This is a genomic window from Pseudomonadales bacterium, assembly GCA_041395665.1.
Classification (GTDB): Bacteria; Pseudomonadota; Gammaproteobacteria; order Pseudomonadales; family UBA7239; genus UBA7239.
Genome location: JAWLAB010000003.1, coordinates 35,935 through 52,041, shown reverse-complemented (window position 1 = coordinate 52,041; position 16,107 = coordinate 35,935). Strand labels below are relative to the sequence as shown.

Sequence of the window (16,107 nt, the reverse complement as noted above, 5' to 3'; positions counted from 1 at the left end):
GCGCGCCGAGGTCACTGCATCAAATCGTCAATATTGTCATCTTCTGGGTTGCTGTGCCCAGTGTCATCACCTGTGGTTTTAGCGCGTACCTGTAACCAGCCATCACGGGTATAGGCATACGGATCCAGTGCAGCATCCTTGATAGTGTCTTCCACACCCAACAGTGATTCGCGTGTGCTAATGGCTGAAGTTACACCGGAAAGACTACGGCGATCACTGTGAGGGTTGCTGTAAATAATTTCGTTGCGAAAGGCAGTATCGGCCACTTCACCTATGCCATCGCGAACAGTTGAAGGCCCATACAAGGGCAACACCAAGTAAGCGCTATTTTTCCAACCCCAACGCGCCAGCGTTTCACCAAAATCTGTCTTAGCAAAACGGCGCTGTTTCTCACCGGTAAGATCAAACACACCCAAGATGCCCGCTGTTGAGTTAAGCACTACCCTAGAAAAAGAATAAAAACTGGGTAGTGGTTTTGCCTGCAACGCGTAATTGACCGTGCTAGACATATCGTCCAAGTTGTTAAAAAAGTTTCTTACACCCGTGCGTACTGGCTGCGGCGTAATGGCTCGATAGCCCTCGGCAACTGGCTTCATAACATAAGCATCGGCTTTGTCATTAAATTGATACACCGCGCGATTCATCGGCTCCAAAGGGTCACGAGAATTACTGCTTGCACAAGCCGTCAGTAGAGGTAAAAAACTGAATAACAATGCTAATTTTATTTTTCCAGCTGTCATGGTTGCATTTCCATCATGTCTTTTAACAGGCTATCAATACCATACACTCGCGCCAAACTGAGCATATCGTCCTTCATACCGCGCACCAATAAACGCTTACCGTGGTGCTGCAATTGGCGCTGCAAATCCAACATTGCCGCCAGCAACAAAGAATCTGTAAAAGCCAGCGCACTGATATCGAGATGCAAAACTTCTTCTGTCTGTAGTTTCTTTGGCAGCGCTAATAATTCACGCAACAGCGGCGTGCTGTCACGCATACCCAGCTCTCCTTGCACACGAAATTGATTGACTGACAATGCTTCCAACATCACAAAAACCGTTTGAACTATTGCGCAGGCTGCGCATTTTTATTGCGCAAAGATTGAATTAAGCCAGCCATTCCGCCTTTATTGATTTCTTCGGCAAATTGATTGCGGTATACCGTTACCAAGCTAGCACCTTCAACCACGACATTAAACACCTTCCAACCTTGATCCGTGTTATACAAAACATAATCAATTTTGACTGGCTGCTGGCCACCATCCATTGCGACAGAAGTTTTTACTGTGGCTTGCCGACCTTCGTTTTCCATCAAGGTATCTGGGCTGATATTCACCTTGACATGACGATAACGCAGCATGGTGGTGTAGTAAGTGCGAGTCAGCAATACTTGAAATTCATTGCTCAGCGCCGTCTTTTGCTCTGGTGTTGCAGTGCGCCAGTATCGGCCCACTGCCAAAGCCGTCATGCGCGAGAAATCAAAACGAGGCAACACTAATTTTTCTACAGCAGAACGCACTTCATTGGTGTTACTACCATCTTCTTTCAACAATTCCGCACGCACAGATTCTGATGTGCTGCTAACAATCGAAATAGGCGTTTCATTGGCTTGCGCGTGAAAACTCAAAGCCAATGTCGCTGCCAATACTGCTTTCAACCATGCACGCATTATCTTCACTCCTTATCAAGGATTTGTTGCGGGTGCAGCGCTCTGGCTCACCGGCTTTTCTGCCATGGAAGTCATGAACTTACCAATCAGCTGTTCTAGCACCAAGGCTGAAGATACCAAAGTAAATTTATCACCCGGCTTTAATGTTTCTTCATCGCCACCTTGCGTGACACCGATGTACTGCTCGCCCAACAAACCGGAAGTAAGAATTTCCGCACTGGCATCGTGGCTAAACTGATACGACGCATCCATAGTCAATGCAACATGCGCACGGTAAGTTTCTTTATCCAAACTAATATCGGCAACACGCCCCACCACAACACCGGAAGACTTTACAGGCGCCTTTACTTTTAAGCCGCCAATATTGTCAAAATCAGCATAGAGCGTGTAAGTGGCACCACCGCTACTGCCCGTAAGGTTCGCCACTTTCAAAGATAAAAATGCAACAGACAATAAGCCAATTGCGACGAATACGCCTACCCACAAATCAATGGTTGCCCTTTTCATTCTTCAACAACACCCTTTATCAAAGTAATTCCTAAAACATAAACGCTGTAAGCACGAAATCCATCGCCAAAATGACTAAAGCGGATGTCACCACGGTGCGCGTTGTCGCCGCTGACACACCCGCTGCTGTAGCGTCGGCATCATACCCCTCAAACACAGCAATCAAAGTGACGGCTAGGCCAAAAAATAAGCTTTTAATCAAGCCGTTGATGACATCGTCGTGTAAATCCACAGCGTTTTGCATCTGCGCCCAGTAAGAACCTTGATCTAAACCGATCATCTCCACACCGACAAAATAACCACCAATAATACCCATGACATTAAACAGCGCTGTCAGTATAGGTAGCGAAAACAAACCGGCCCAAAAGCGCGGCGCAATCACGCGCGCCAATGGATTCACGCCCATTACCGCCATCGCGTCTAATTGTTCGGTGGCTTTCATCAAACCGATTTCCGCCGTCATCGCTGACCCAGAACGACTGGCAAACAGCAGCGCAGCCAACACAGGACCCAACTCACGCAATAGTGACAGCGCAACCAGCGTACCCAGCGCATCGGCTGAACCAAAACGCACTAAAGTGTTGTAACCCTGCAAACCCAACACCATGCCGACGAACAAACCCGACACAATAATGATGATGAGTGAAAGCACACCGGCGTAAAAAATTTCACGAATCAGCAGTTGCGGACGTAAAAATAATTGCCCCGACTGCAATACCACTGCTGCTAAAAACCGGCTGGCAAAACCCAGTTTCCACAATGTATTAATAAACCACGCTCCCAAAGCGCGCAGCGTGTTCAAGCCACCACTCGGCAAGTTGCGATCTTCAGCCATGCCCACTTTTCCCCAACTGCTTCTCCAAACCAAAATCCTGCGCCACACTGGTTTTTGCAGGGAAGGAAAACTGCACTGGGCCATCTGCAGCGCCGCGTACAAACTGCGCGACCCAAGGGTCGGTAGAACTCAACACTTCCTGTGGCGTGCCTGACGCCACAATCTCTCCGTGTGCCATGAAATACACATGATCGGCCAGTTCCAATGAATGATGCATATCGTGCGTCACCATGATGGCTGTTGTGCCCAGCGCTGCGTTAATGCGCTTGATGAGATGCGCAATGACGCCCAAAGAAATTGGGTCCAAACCGGTGAATGGTTCGTCGTACAACATCAGTGCCGGATCCAAAGCAACTGAACGCGCCAAGGCCACGCGACGAGCCATCCCGCCAGACAGCTCTGATGTTTTCATGTCTTGTGTGCCGCGCAAACCGACTGCCGACAGCTTCATCAACACCAAATCGCGAATCACACTTTCAGGTAAATCAGTGTTTTCGCGCAGTGGAAAAGCCACATTGTCGAAAACGGACAAATCGGTAAACAGCGCACCGAACTGGAACAACATACCCATCTTGCGACGAAAGCGGTACAGCGCCTTGTTGTCCATTTGATCCACGCGCTCGCCGCCGACAGTCACTTCGCCGCGTTGTGGTCGCTGTTGACCAGCTAGCAATCTCAATAGCGTGGTTTTGCCACAGCCGCTGCCACCCATCACTGCAACCAATTTGCCCTTAGGGATGGAAAGATTGATGTTGGTGAGAATAGGCCTTTCACCATAAGCAAAGGCTACATTCTTGATGTCGATAAAAGATGCTGCTGTCACGAACTTGCTGCCGTATTAACAGGAAGGCGCATTGTATCGGCTCGCTGTGTACTGTCCAAATATCATGGCTGATCTCTCTTTGCCGCTTTCGCAAACCCTATGCGAAACGGAATGTGTATCCACTCCGGCATCAAGCGTTTGAAGATTTCAAAAATGTACGCGTCTGGTCCAATCAAGACACGCATACGATTATTTTTCACGGCTTTGATCACTTTTTTAGCTAGCACTTCTGGCGACTTTCCAAAACGCGCCACCAAATCCGCCACGCGTTGTGTGTCTTTATCCACACCAGAATGCGCCATTGTGGCGTTCATAATATTGGTGCGAATCGCGCCCGGATGAATGCTGGTTACGCCGATGTTGTAGCGCACCAACTCCACGCGCAGTGTTTCACTAAAAGTTTTTACGGCAGATTTACTCATGGAATACGCGCTTTGATTGGGAAAGCCGAGAAAGCCCGCCATGCTAGAGGTGTTGACGATATGCCCTTCACCCTGTTTTTTCAGATACGGTAGAAAATAATGACAACCGTAGATCACACCCCATAAATTGATACCCAGCACGAAATCCCAATCCGCCATCGTGTGATTTTCAAAACTTTTATTAACAGTGACACCCGCATTGTTAAACAGCAGATGAATCGCGCCGTGTTGCTGTTCCACTTCTTCCGGCAACGCCGCCATACGATCGCGATCTGCCACACTCGCCACATGCACACTCGTGCGAACTTGGGTACTGGCTACTAACTGCACGGTTTCTTGCAGCCCTGCTTCATTGATATCCACTAGAGCCAAATGGCAGCCCTCCGCCGCCAACGCTTGCGCCAAAGCACGGCCAATACCGCTACCCGCGCCTGTCACTACTGCCACTTTGTTGTTCAAGTCTTTCATGCACGCTCCTGTCTTATCTGTAACAATGCGCTCCCGCCAAAATGCCGTGAAGTGACTATGCACCGCATCCAACATCTGCAATCGGACATCATCGCACAAGTGCGCGCAGCACTGGCAGAGGATATCGGCACCGGCGACATCACCGCACAACTCATTCCTGCCAAACAAACAGGGCAAGCACGCGTTATCACCCGCGAACCGATGATTATGTGCGGCAAAGCGTGGGTGGATGAGGTTATGCGCCAAGTCGACGCCAGTATTCGTGTGGAATGGAAAGTCAGTGAAGGAGAACTGGTGGATGGCGACAGTGCTCTATTCACGCTTCACGGCTCTGCGCGCAGCCTGCTCACCGCCGAGCGCACTGCCCTCAACTTTCTGCAATTACTAGCTGGCACTGCAAGCACTTGCCGCCGCTACGCCGACATCGTTGCCGGTACTAGCGTGCGTTTGCTGGATACACGCAAGACCATCCCAGGTCTGCGCACCGCACAAAAATACGCGGTCACGATTGGTGGCTGCCACAACCATCGCATCGGTTTGTACGATGCATTTCTCATCAAAGAAAACCATATCGCCGCCTGCAACGGCATTGCCGCCGCTGTGCAGCAAGCACGCATCATTGCACCGAATAAACCCGTTGAAGTGGAAGTTGAAAACTTTGATGAACTCGATCAAGCGTTACATGCAGGCTGTGAGGTCATCATGCTGGACGAATTCTCAATGGATGATATGTGTAAAGCTGTGAAACACACAGCGGGCAAGGCACTCTTGGAAGCCTCAGGCAATATCAACGATGAGAACCTTCGTGCTACCGCTGAAACCGGTGTCGATTTCATTTCCATTGGTGGGCTGACAAAACACTGCCGCGCCATTGATTTATCCATGCGTTTTTTCTGAAAGTAGACCCGTTATCATTGCTGCTGAAATTTTAGAGAAGGACTTTTCCATGCGCCAAATCACACAACATTTTTTGCTGGTCATTAGCCTACTCTTTGCACCTGTTGTATTGATCAACACAGTCGTGGCGCAGGAAACTTTGCGAATTGGTATTTCTCCTGACTATCCACCACTGGTATTCAAGCAAGAGGGGCAATTAACCGGCATCGAAGTTGCTGCAGGCGAAACCATCGCACTGCAACTTAACCGCAAAGCAGAATTTGTTGAATTGCCATTCAACCAACTCATCCCTGCACTGCAAGCAGGAAAAATCGACATCGTTATGTCTGGCATGTCGGCCACACCAGAGCGCAGCCGCTTGGTTGATTTCAGTGACACTTATCTCAACGCAGGTCAGATGGCCATAATTCGTTATGCTGATGCAGGTCGCCTAGGCTACAAAGGCACGCTATTTCGTCCAGGCGCGCGCGTGGCTGTTATCAAAAAGACTACCGGAGAAGACTTTGCTAACAGCACTTTACGCAATGCAGAAATTTCACACTGCGATTCAATTAGAGAAGCACTCGCCAAACTCAAAAGTGGCAGCGTCGACTTTGTCATCCATGACGCAGCAACCAGCTGGTCTCTTTCCACTGACTTATCGCACCAAGAGTTTATGAGCCTCAATACAGAGCTAACGGATGAAAAACTCGCTTGGGCGGTCAACAAAAATAATGGCCGTCTATTGCAAGCTGTTAATCAGCAGCTTGCCATCATGAAAAAAAATGGCATGTTGCGCGCCATTATCAACAAATGGATTCCTGTCACTGTTGAAGTGCAAACTGCAACTCCAACACCAACCAGTGCAGCCGACAGCGAAGCCTCTCAAGTTCAATCCTCTTCCATCAACCGTGGTACTCGATAATGATCTCCAACTCTTTTTTTCGTCTCGCTTTGCTATCCATAGTGTTGGCAACTACTGCCTGCTCAACCACCAATCGTGACAATGTAAAAACTTACAGCACCGAAGCCAGCGCTGATTTTTCTGATACAAAAACTTATCGCTGGGATTTTTCTGGCATGGAAAGCACAGTGCCGGAAGGTGGCCACACGCAAGAATTTAATCGTGTTGTCTGCGAGCATGTTGATATGTTGATGAACGATCGCGGGTTCAAGCGTGTTGCGCAAGGTGATGCGGATATCACTTTGGATTACCGTGTTGTAGTGACGCAAGAAGAAGCCGTGGAAGATAGTACGGCTGACATCGACAACACTGCTGAAACCGACAACGACTACGGTTTACGCTGGACTTTCGATAAAGACGAATTACCTGCCTTCCAAGGGCTGCAAGCACCCAAAGATCAAACAACGCTATACCGTCGTGGCACTTTGCACATTGCCGCTTTCAACTCACAAGGACAGGCAATTTGGCACAGCTCTTCCACTCGCATTCTGGAAGGTCGCTCTAACGAGGCAGAACGCCGTGCAGCATTGCGTATTGCCGTTGATAAAATTATGAAAACTTTTCCAGTTGAGCCAGAAGTTCAACAATAAACGAAACAGCTAACACGGGCAGCGTTTAATGCTGCCCTCTTCTCCACCGTAACGACTGTTTTGACAGTGGCGAAAATACTCTCGCTCCGACATCACTGGTGCATCGGCATGATGTAATTTCATGTGCGCAACATACTGCGGATAATCACCCACACCCACCATCAAACGCGCTGTCTGCGCGACTTTCTGCAACATCATAGCTATGGCATTTTTATTCATGCCACACTTATTCATGCCACACTGCCTCTTCGCGCCAAGCGTGATCGGTGCGCCATACCACTAAGGATTCATTGGCGGTCACCGCTGGGTGTTGATGCGCACGCCAAATCGTTTTTACAGCACAGAACAACATTGTTATCACCACTGCAATAAACAGCAGTGCCATCACGGCATCGACATAATTATTGAAAACGATTTGTTCCATCTGCTGCACAGTTTTAGCGGGGGCCAAAACTTCATTGCGCGCCAAAGCGGCTGAAAATTTTTCCGCTTGTGCTAGGAAGCCTATTTTCACATCCGATGAAAAGATTTTCTGCCAGCCTGCCCACAGAGTGACCAACAACACTCCCGCCGCAGGCAGCGCCGTGACCCACACGAAGCGTGTTTTTTTCATGCGTACCAAAACAACAGTAGCGAGAATTAATGCCATACCCGCCAACATTTGATTGGCTATGCCAAACAACGCCCACAAACTATTGATGCCACCAAAAGGATCGGTAACGCCTTGATACAAAAACCAACCCCACGCACCAACAGCTAAACCGGTAGCCAAAATATTAGCCATCCAAGATCGCGTGTTACCCAATGCAGGCACAACATTACCTAAAAAATCTTGAATCAGAAAACGACAAACACGCGTTCCTGCATCCAATGTCGTCAAAATAAATAACGCTTCAAATAAGATGGCAAAGTGATACCAAAACGCCATCATCGATGCACCACCCGTTATATCGGAGAGAATTTTTGACATACCCACCGCAAAAGTTGGTGCGCCACCGGTGCGCGACAACACAGACTGCTCGCCCACATTCTGTGCCAGCTGCGACAACATCTCTGGTGTCAGCACAAACCCCCAACTGCTAATGGTCTGCGCTGCTGACTCCACGCTCGTGCCAATCACCGCCGCTGGGCTGTTCAGTGCGAAATAAACGCCGGGATCCAACACGCAGGCGGCAATCATCGCCATCACCGCGACAAAAGATTCCATCAGCATTGCGCCGTAACCAATGGCGACGATATGCGATTCTCGCTCCAACATTTTTGGTGTAGTGCCAGAGGCGACTAGCGCGTGAAAGCCACTGACAGAACCACAGGCGATAGTGATAAATAAAAATGGAAAGAGCGAACCGGCAAACACAGGACCTGTGCCATCCACAAATTGTGTGATCCCTTGCATTTTCAATGGTGGCGCAACAATCACGATGCCGATTGCCAAAGCCACGATGGTGCCAATTTTTAAGAAAGTGGATAAATAATCGCGCGGCGCAAGCAATAACCACACAGGCAAAACTGCTGCAATAAATCCATAAATAATTAATCCCAGTGCGAGTGTTTCACCTTTCAAATTAAAAGTAGCACTCAGCACAGGATGTGCAGCTGCCCAATGGCCGCCGTACAGTGCCAGCATCAAAAAAATAAAACCAATCAGCGAGACTTCACCCACTTTGCCTGGACGAAACCAACGCGAATAAATCCCCATAAATAACGCAATAGGAATAGTGAGCAGTAAAGTCGATACCGCCCAAGGGCTACCGATCAAGGCTTTCACCACCACCATGCCCAGTACAGCCAACAAAATCACCACGATGGCCAAAATTCCCACCATCGCCACCGTGCCAGCCGTGCTACCCATTTCCATGCGTATTATTTCGCCCAATGAGCGACCATCTCTGCGCGTGGAAATAAACAAAATCATGGCATCTTGGATTGCGCCCGCTAAAACCACGCCTAACAAAATCCACAAAGTACCAGGGAGATAACCCATTTGCGCAGCTAGCACTGGCCCTACTAGAGGCCCAGCACCGGCAATTGCAGCGAAATGATGGCCAAACAACACGCCTTTATGTGTCGGCACATAATCCAATCCATCGTTGTGGCGTTCTGCAGGTGTTAAGCGGCGATCATTGAGTTCCATCACGCGCGTTGCAACAAAACGCGCATAAAAACGATAAGCGATGGCATAAGTACAAATGGCGGCGATCACCAACCACAAAGCATTAACGGTTTCGCCTTGCGATAAAGCCAACACACCAAAAGCTGCCGCGCCCAATAAGGCCACAGACATCCATATCAGCCATTGTTTCATTTTTATTTCCTATCTTTTATTTTCTATTTTTTAACTAGACAAGCACTAAATTATCGCGATGGACTAATTCTTCGCTGCTTAAATAGCCTAATTCTTCAGCAATAGCAGCCGTTGTTTTTCCGATAATTTTTTTTGCATCTTCCGCACGATAGTTAACCAATCCATGAGCAATTTCATTACCCTCTTGATCGAGGCAAATCACCATGTCGCCGCGCTGAAAATCACCACGCACAGCAGTAACCCCCACAGGCAACAAACTTTTTCCCTGACTGCGCAACACATTGACTGCACCGGCATCCAACACCAATTCGCCGCGCATTTGTAACTGCCCCGCCAACCAGCGCTTGCGTGCCGCCATCGGCTTTTCATCCGCCACCAACAAACTGGCCGGCGTTGTTTCGTCATGCAAAGTACGCAACAGGGATTGACGGCGACCACTGGCAATAATGGTGTGGCAGCCAGAACTCGCCGCCAATTTTGCTGCGCGAATTTTGGTGCTCATACCGCCGCGCCCTAAACGACCGCCGACGCCACTGGCCATACTCTCTAAACTTTCGTCATTGGCAGGCGCGCGCGCAACGAGCTGTGCATCACTATGGCTGCGCGGATCTTTATCAAACAAGCCGTCTTGATCGGTAAGAATGATGAGCAAATCCGCTTCAACGAGATTGGCCACCAGCGCCGCCAAAGTATCGTTATCACCAAAACGAATTTCGTCTGTCACCACAGTATCATTTTCATTAACGACAGCAATCGCACCCAACTCAATTAAAGTTTGCATGGTGCTGCGCGCATTCAAATAACGCTCACGATTCGATAAATCGTCGTGATCTAAAAGAATTTGTGCAGTGTGAATATTGTATTGATGAAAACAAGATTCATAGGCTTGTACCAAACCCATCTGCCCAATCGCCGCCGCCGCTTGTAATTCATGCAGTGCTTCGGGACGATTTTTCCAACCTAAGCGACTCATGCCTTCGGCAACCGCGCCGGAAGACACCAGCACCACTTCAATGCCGCGCTGACGCAACTCGACGATTTGTTCTACCCAATGTTGAATGCTATCGCGATCTAAACCACGACCATCATCTGTTAGTACAGCGCTGCCAATTTTAATCACCCAGCGCTTAGCTTCCTGTACTTCTGCTCTCACACCACGACCTTTTTATTTCTGTTTTTATTTATTGAACATAATGGACTTCGACATCGCCGTCATCCCAATCTTCGTCCCAATCGTCGTCATCGTCATCCGTTTTTTGCAGACGCGCACGACGACGCGCTTCTGCCAACTGCGCAATCGCTTCACGCGATTCTTCTTGCATCGCCTGTTGAATCGCCAATTCTTCACGCGCCAACTCAGGATTTTCTTGCTGCATTTCGCGCTCAAGTTCGATGTGCGACATGATGGCTTCGCACAAATCTTTCGTACCTTCGCCCGCTGCGGCGATGATCGAAAAATGCGGCATTTTTTTCGTCAGCTTCAATCGTTTGTATAATTTTTTGCAAAACGCTTCGCGTTCATCTTCTGGAATCAAATCCAATTTATTCAGCACCAACCAACGCGGGCGTGCCGCCAATGTCGGACTAAATGCTTTCAGCTCTTTTTCAATGGCGCGAATGTTATCGAATGGATCAGAGCCATCGGGTGGCATCACATCCACCAAATGCAGTAACAAACGCGTGCGCGTGAGGTGCTTCAAAAAGCGGATGCCTAAACCAGCGCCTTCAGCCGCGCCTTCGATCAAGCCTGGAATATCTGCCACCACGAAGCTGCGCATTTTGCTGACGCTGACCACACCCAAGTTCGGCACTAAAGTCGTGAACGGATAATCCGCCACCTTGGGGCGCGCAGAAGAAATGGCGTGAATCAGGGTGGATTTACCGGCATTGGGCAAGCCGAGTAGACCGACATCCGCCAGCACTTTCAATTCGAGGCGCAAGTTGCGCATCTCGCCAGGCTGCCCCGGCTTGGTTTGACGCGGCGCGCGATTGACGCTGGATTTGAAGCGCGCATTGCCGATACCGTGAAAACCGCCTTGCGCCACAAGCAAGCGTTGGTTGGCTTGCGTCAAATCGCCCAAGACCTCGCCGGTGTCTTCGTCGATAACGGTTGTACCCACAGGCACATCCAGCACCAAATCTTCACCACCGTGCCCAGTGCAGTTGGCACCGCGACCCGACTGACCATCTTTCGCGCGATGGCGGCGCTGATAGCGGTAATCCACCAAGGTATTGAGCGATGCATCGGCGCGCAGATAGACGCTGCCGCCGTCACCGCCATCACCGCCATCTGGGCCACCGAAAGGCACATATTTTTCACGACGGAAGCTCATGCAGCCATTGCCGCCCTTGCCCGCGTGAACGGCGATAGGTGCTTCATCAACAAATTTCATCGGGAAATATCCAGCTTGCTGCGCTTTTCACTCAAGAGACGCGCTAGATTAAAACAAAAAAGCCCCGCATGGCGGGGCTTTGTCGAGCAAGAAACCTTGATTAAGCAGCGATGATGCTGACAAAACGGCGGTTGTGCTTGCCTTTTACTTCAAATTTTACTTCACCGTCTGCTTTTGCAAACAAAGTATGGTCAGTACCCATACCTACATTGGCGCCAGCATGATATTCAGTGCCGCGCTGACGCAGAATGATGTTGCCTGCAACCGCTTTCTGACCGCCAAACATCTTTACGCCAAGGCGTTTTGACTGGGAATCGCGGCCGTTTTTGGTACTACCGCCTGCTTTCTTGTGTGCCATGTCTGCTTACCCCTCTATCTCAAACAATCAGGCGCTGATTGCTGTAATTTTGATTTGGGTAAACCACTGACGGTGACCCTGCTGCTTACGGAAGTGCTTACGGCGGCGAAACTTGATGATACGAATTTTATCACCGCGACCGTGCCCCACCACTTCCGCAGATACCTTACCACCAGCCACAAAAGGCGCACCGATTTTGACATCAGCGCCGTTGCCGACCATCAATACTTCATTGAAATCAATCTTCTCGCCTGCTGCTGCTTCCAGCAACTCGACATTCAGAACTTCACCTTCAATAACCCGGTGTTGCTTGCCACCAGACTCAATAACCGCGTACATGTTTGCTCACTCCAAAAAACGCCCGCCTTTTGAGGCAGGTCGAAGGGCGCGCATTGTAAGAAACTCAAGCCCTGCAAGCAAGCCATTCTCTAGCAATAATCGCGTAAATGGGCAATTGCATTAGAATTGCCGCCCCAACGCCGAGCAAGCCCATGGAAATCTACAAAGAATTCTCGATTGAAGCCGCCCACCGCCTGCCTCATGTGCCTGAAGGGCACAAATGCGCACGCCTGCACGGCCACTCTTTTCAAGTCTCTATCCATGTTTCAGGCGAGGTAGAACCGCAGGCTGGCTGGGTGATGGATTTTGCCGATATCAAAGCAGCCTTTCGCCCCATTTATGAACGGCTAGATCACCACTACCTGAACGACATCAGCGGACTGGAAAATCCCACCAGCGAAAATCTCGCACGCTGGATTTGGCACGAACTAAAACCTGTACTTCCGCTGTTGAGCAAAATCACCATCAAAGAAACCTGCACCAGCGGTTGTGTGTATTTGGGTGACTAACCGCCGTGGTGACTGATACCACACTTGGAAAAAACCACTCGGCGGGATTATCATTCAGCCATTACTTATTCATGAAGAAGTTCTTCTAGCCATGCAACGCAAGCCTCTCGACAAGCATTGCACTCATCGCGGACTCGCCCTGCAGTCCCCGCATGGCTTTTGCCTGCTCCTGCTGCCCTGAGGGGCATCGATATCGCACGCCTCGCGCGAGGCACCCCAGAACGCATTTTCTTTTATTTAGCAGCAAACAAATTCTTGGAGCAGCATCATGTCCACTAAAGAACAGTTAATTATTTTCGACACCACTTTGCGCGATGGAGAACAAAGCCCTGGCGCATCCATGACACGCGATGAAAAAATTCGCATCGCTCGTCAGTTGGAAAAACTGGGCGTGAATGTCATTGAAGCCGGTTTTGCAGCAGCGAGCCCTGGCGATTTCGATGCCGTGCGCACTATTGCCGAAACCATCAAAAACTCCACCGTGTGTTCATTAGCGCGCGCGACAGAAAATGATGTGCGTCGCGCCGGTGAAGCAATCAAACCAGCAAAATCAGGTCGCATTCACACTTTTATTGCCACCAGCCCAATTCACATGGAAAAGAAATTGCGCATGGCGCCTGACCAAGTGGTTGAGCAAGCCATCATGGCAGTGAAATTGGCGCTCGAGTACACAGACGACGTGGAATTTTCTGCTGAAGATGCCGTGCGTTCTGATATTGATTTTTTGGTACGTATTTTTGATGAAGTGATCAAAGCTGGCGCAAAAACTATCAATGTCCCCGACACGGTGGGCTACTCCATTCCTGCCTTATGGGGCGATCGCTTTCGTCAATTGATTGAACGCGTGCCCAATTCCAACAAAGTAATTTGGTCCACACACTGCCACAACGATCTCGGCATGGCTGTTGCCAATTCTCTCGCCGCCGTGATGAACGGCGCGCGACAAGTGGAATGCACCATCAACGGCCTCGGCGAGCGCGCAGGCAATGCATCGTTGGAAGAAATTGTGATGTCTGTGCGCACACGCAAAGATATTTTTCCGGTGGAAACACGCATCGACACCACGCAAATTGTGCCGACATCAAAATTGGTTTCCAGTATTACCGGCTACCCTGTACAGCCGAATAAAGCGATTGTCGGCGCAAATGCGTTTGCACATGAATCCGGCATACACCAAGACGGTGTACTCAAGCATCGTGAAACTTACGAGATCATGCGCGCGGAAGATGTGGGCTGGAACGCCAATAAGTTGGTACTTGGAAAATTGTCTGGTCGCAATGCATTTCGCACGCGCCTCAAAGATCTCGGCATTGAATTAGATGAAACAGCGTTGAACGAAGCCTTTGCTCGCTTCAAAGATCTCGCCGATAAAAAATCTGAAATTTTTGATGAAGATTTGCAAGCCTTGGTGAGCGACATGGAACCACGCGAAGCAGCGGAAACCTATCACTTAGAATCACTTGCTGTAACTTCAAAAACAGGCGACCGCCCACACGCCAGCCTTGTGCTGAATGTCAAAGGCGAAGCCACTGCCAGCGAAGCGCACGGCAGTGGTCCTGTCGATGCAGCATTCAAAGCGATTGAAAAAATTGTGCAGAGCGGTGCTGATTTATTGCTCTATTCCGTCAACGCCATTACCAGCGGCACCGATTCGCAAGGCGAAGTGACCGTGCGTTTAGAGCGAGCTGGACGCGTAATCAATGGCAATGGCGCGGATACTGATATCGTCGTCGCGTCTGTGAAGGCTTATCTCAATGCTTTGAATTTATTGGCGGAAGGAAAGCTGCGCATCAACCCACAGGAAGGCGATCACATTTAATAACGTGATCGCAAAAAAGGAGAGCGTGTGAACGAGTGGCTGCGACTGGACTACTTAGAGGCGATGGGCGTAGTCCAGTATGCAGCGCGTTTTCCACTGCCAAACGCCCTGTCCTCACCTGTTATTGAAATAGAAGAATCTTTCGAGGATGAGATCGTCGCGCCAACTGCCAATAGTGCGCGCGCTGCTATGCCTGAAAGTCTGCGATCTATTTTAGAAAAAGAAACCGCTTTGCTTACCCCCCCTCAACCGCAAGAAAAATCTACCGCAGCGCCAAAAACAGAAGTCACTCCCGCACAGACCACAGCATTGCCACTATTCCGCTGCCAAATTGCGTTTTGGTTGATTGATGATTTGTTAGTGATCGCTGAAACGCCGCGCATGGATAATAAGCAACTCACGCTGTTGCGCAACATCCTGAAAGCTATTGGTCGTCCCGAACAATTAGCCAATACCCATCAATTTTCTTGGCCATTGTCACAAAACAAAGACAAAACACTCCATGCTGCACGCGATCACTTCCAAGGCATGTTGGACGGCGGCGCATTAAAAAATACCGCAGCACGACAAATTATTTGCTTTGGCAATACAGCTAACACCCTGCTCGCACATACCGATTCTGGCAGCACACACACAACGCAATATCGTGATTGGCCAATCATTACCGTCTGCGCACTGCATGAAATGCTAGAACAACCTTCACGCAAAGCAGAAACATGGCGCACCCTGCAAATACTGGTTCGCGCTTGAATTTACGCGAAGCCACACTCAAAGATCTGGACGAGCTACTGTTTATTGAAGAACAGGCACACCATTATCCTTGGTCAGCAGAAACACTGCGTTGGTGCATTATCCAGCCACATATCCACTGCTTCGTCTTGCATGAGCAGAAAAATATCATCGGATTTTCAGCGTATGAGATTGTGATTGATGAGGCTTCACTGCTCAACATCGCCGTCTCACCTTTGCTGCAAAGCAAAGGTTATGGAGCCACTCTACTGAAGCAATCCCTACTGCAATTAGACGAAGCTATTGAGAAAATTTTTCTTGAAGTGCGCGTATCCAATATTGCCGCTCAGAAACTGTATCAGCGAGCTGGCTTCATTGAATACGGGAAAAGAAAAAACTACTACCCAACAGATACGGGTCGTGAAGACGCACAGTTATTTAGCCTAGAAATGGCACCGTTTCGCACAGCACACACATCCAATACCAATTCGCACTGAGCAAA

Annotated in this window: 20 protein-coding genes; 7 read left to right on the top strand and 13 right to left on the bottom strand. The window is 49.4% G+C overall.

Going from position 1 to position 16,107, the window contains the following annotated elements; genetic code table 11:
• Window positions 1–11 precede the first annotated feature (11 nt).
• From R3E63_04895 to R3E63_04865, 7 genes are all read right to left on the bottom strand, one after another.
• A complete protein-coding gene (locus tag R3E63_04895; protein MEZ5539290.1) occupies window positions 12–740 on the bottom strand; it encodes a VacJ family lipoprotein in 729 nt (242 codons plus the stop codon).
• Complete coding sequence (locus R3E63_04890; GenBank protein ID MEZ5539289.1) at window positions 737–1,048, bottom strand: STAS domain-containing protein; 312 nt, start codon at window positions 1,046–1,048, stop codon at window positions 737–739. Before R3E63_04890 ends, R3E63_04895 begins: the two co-directional genes overlap by 4 nt.
• Window positions 1,049–1,065: 17 nt before the next feature.
• Window positions 1,066–1,668: an ABC transporter substrate-binding protein gene (locus R3E63_04885; protein MEZ5539288.1), complete on the bottom strand. Its 603-nt coding sequence runs from the start codon at window positions 1,666–1,668 to the stop codon at window positions 1,066–1,068.
• A 15-nt stretch (window positions 1,669–1,683) separates the two neighbouring features.
• Window positions 1,684–2,175, bottom strand: a complete 492-nt coding sequence (gene mlaD, locus R3E63_04880) for an outer membrane lipid asymmetry maintenance protein MlaD (protein MEZ5539287.1) — start codon at window positions 2,173–2,175, stop codon at window positions 1,684–1,686.
• A gap of 31 nt (window positions 2,176–2,206) precedes the next feature.
• Window positions 2,207–3,010: a lipid asymmetry maintenance ABC transporter permease subunit MlaE gene (mlaE, locus tag R3E63_04875; protein ID MEZ5539286.1), complete on the bottom strand. Its 804-nt coding sequence runs from the start codon at window positions 3,008–3,010 to the stop codon at window positions 2,207–2,209.
• A complete protein-coding gene (locus R3E63_04870; GenBank protein MEZ5539285.1) occupies window positions 3,003–3,833 on the bottom strand; it encodes an ABC transporter ATP-binding protein in 831 nt (276 codons plus the stop codon). Before R3E63_04870 ends, mlaE begins: the two co-directional genes overlap by 8 nt.
• A 62-nt stretch (window positions 3,834–3,895) precedes the next feature.
• Window positions 3,896–4,723 (bottom strand): SDR family NAD(P)-dependent oxidoreductase, encoded by an 828-nt coding sequence (locus R3E63_04865; GenBank protein ID MEZ5539284.1) that lies wholly within the window; start codon window positions 4,721–4,723, stop codon window positions 3,896–3,898.
• A 57-nt stretch (window positions 4,724–4,780) separates the two neighbouring features.
• On the opposite strand from R3E63_04865, the gene nadC reads away from it, so the two are divergent.
• From nadC to R3E63_04850, 3 genes are read left to right on the top strand one after another with little or no spacing between them, the layout of a single operon-like run.
• Window positions 4,781–5,620 carry a carboxylating nicotinate-nucleotide diphosphorylase gene (nadC, locus tag R3E63_04860; GenBank protein MEZ5539283.1) on the top strand — a complete coding sequence of 280 codons (840 nt, stop codon included), beginning with the start codon at window positions 4,781–4,783 and terminating at the stop codon, window positions 5,618–5,620.
• Between the two features lie 49 nt (window positions 5,621–5,669).
• Window positions 5,670–6,524: an ABC transporter substrate-binding protein gene (locus R3E63_04855; protein ID MEZ5539282.1), complete on the top strand. Its 855-nt coding sequence runs from the start codon at window positions 5,670–5,672 to the stop codon at window positions 6,522–6,524.
• Window positions 6,524–7,153, top strand: coding sequence for a DUF4136 domain-containing protein (locus R3E63_04850; GenBank protein ID MEZ5539281.1), 630 nt, complete (start codon window positions 6,524–6,526; stop codon window positions 7,151–7,153). The genes R3E63_04855 and R3E63_04850 overlap by 1 nt, the downstream gene beginning before the upstream one ends.
• Window positions 7,154–7,162: 9 nt before the next feature.
• On the opposite strand, the gene R3E63_04845 is transcribed toward R3E63_04850, so the two are convergent.
• The 6 genes from R3E63_04845 to rplU all read right to left on the bottom strand — a co-directional run bounded on the left by R3E63_04845 (window position 7,163) and on the right by rplU (window position 12,548).
• Entirely contained in the window at window positions 7,163–7,387 is a 225-nt protein-coding gene (locus tag R3E63_04845) for a YbdD/YjiX family protein (GenBank protein ID MEZ5539280.1), read from the bottom strand.
• Complete coding sequence (locus tag R3E63_04840; GenBank protein MEZ5539279.1) at window positions 7,380–9,458, bottom strand: carbon starvation CstA family protein; 2,079 nt, start codon at window positions 9,456–9,458, stop codon at window positions 7,380–7,382. The genes R3E63_04845 and R3E63_04840 overlap by 8 nt, the downstream gene beginning before the upstream one ends.
• 34 nt (window positions 9,459–9,492) lie before the next feature.
• Entirely contained in the window at window positions 9,493–10,611 is a 1,119-nt protein-coding gene (gene proB / locus R3E63_04835) for a glutamate 5-kinase (protein ID MEZ5539278.1), read from the bottom strand.
• A 28-nt stretch (window positions 10,612–10,639) separates the two neighbouring features.
• The gene (gene cgtA, locus R3E63_04830; protein ID MEZ5539277.1) at window positions 10,640–11,851 is read right to left on the bottom strand and encodes an Obg family GTPase CgtA; all 1,212 of its coding nucleotides are present in this window, start codon (window positions 11,849–11,851) and stop codon (window positions 10,640–10,642) included.
• 100 nt (window positions 11,852–11,951) lie between these two features.
• Window positions 11,952–12,209: a 50S ribosomal protein L27 gene (gene rpmA / locus R3E63_04825; protein MEZ5539276.1), complete on the bottom strand. Its 258-nt coding sequence runs from the start codon at window positions 12,207–12,209 to the stop codon at window positions 11,952–11,954.
• A gap of 27 nt (window positions 12,210–12,236) precedes the next feature.
• Window positions 12,237–12,548 (bottom strand): 50S ribosomal protein L21, encoded by a 312-nt coding sequence (gene rplU, locus R3E63_04820; GenBank protein ID MEZ5539275.1) that lies wholly within the window; start codon window positions 12,546–12,548, stop codon window positions 12,237–12,239.
• 152 nt (window positions 12,549–12,700) lie between these two features.
• Here rplU and queD point away from each other — a divergent pair, with 152 nt between their 5' ends.
• From queD to rimI, 4 genes are all read left to right on the top strand, one after another.
• Window positions 12,701–13,057 (top strand): 6-carboxytetrahydropterin synthase QueD, encoded by a 357-nt coding sequence (gene queD, locus R3E63_04815; protein MEZ5539274.1) that lies wholly within the window; start codon window positions 12,701–12,703, stop codon window positions 13,055–13,057.
• 268 nt (window positions 13,058–13,325) lie between these two features.
• Window positions 13,326–14,876 carry a 2-isopropylmalate synthase gene (locus R3E63_04810; GenBank protein MEZ5539273.1) on the top strand — a complete coding sequence of 517 codons (1,551 nt, stop codon included), beginning with the start codon at window positions 13,326–13,328 and terminating at the stop codon, window positions 14,874–14,876.
• A gap of 27 nt (window positions 14,877–14,903) precedes the next feature.
• On the top strand, window positions 14,904–15,626 hold the full coding sequence (locus tag R3E63_04805) for a hypothetical protein (GenBank protein ID MEZ5539272.1): 723 nt from the start codon (window positions 14,904–14,906) through the stop codon (window positions 15,624–15,626).
• Window positions 15,593–16,102 (top strand): ribosomal protein S18-alanine N-acetyltransferase, encoded by a 510-nt coding sequence (rimI, locus tag R3E63_04800; protein MEZ5539271.1) that lies wholly within the window; start codon window positions 15,593–15,595, stop codon window positions 16,100–16,102. Before R3E63_04805 ends, rimI begins: the two co-directional genes overlap by 34 nt.
• Window positions 16,103–16,107 lie beyond the last annotated feature (5 nt).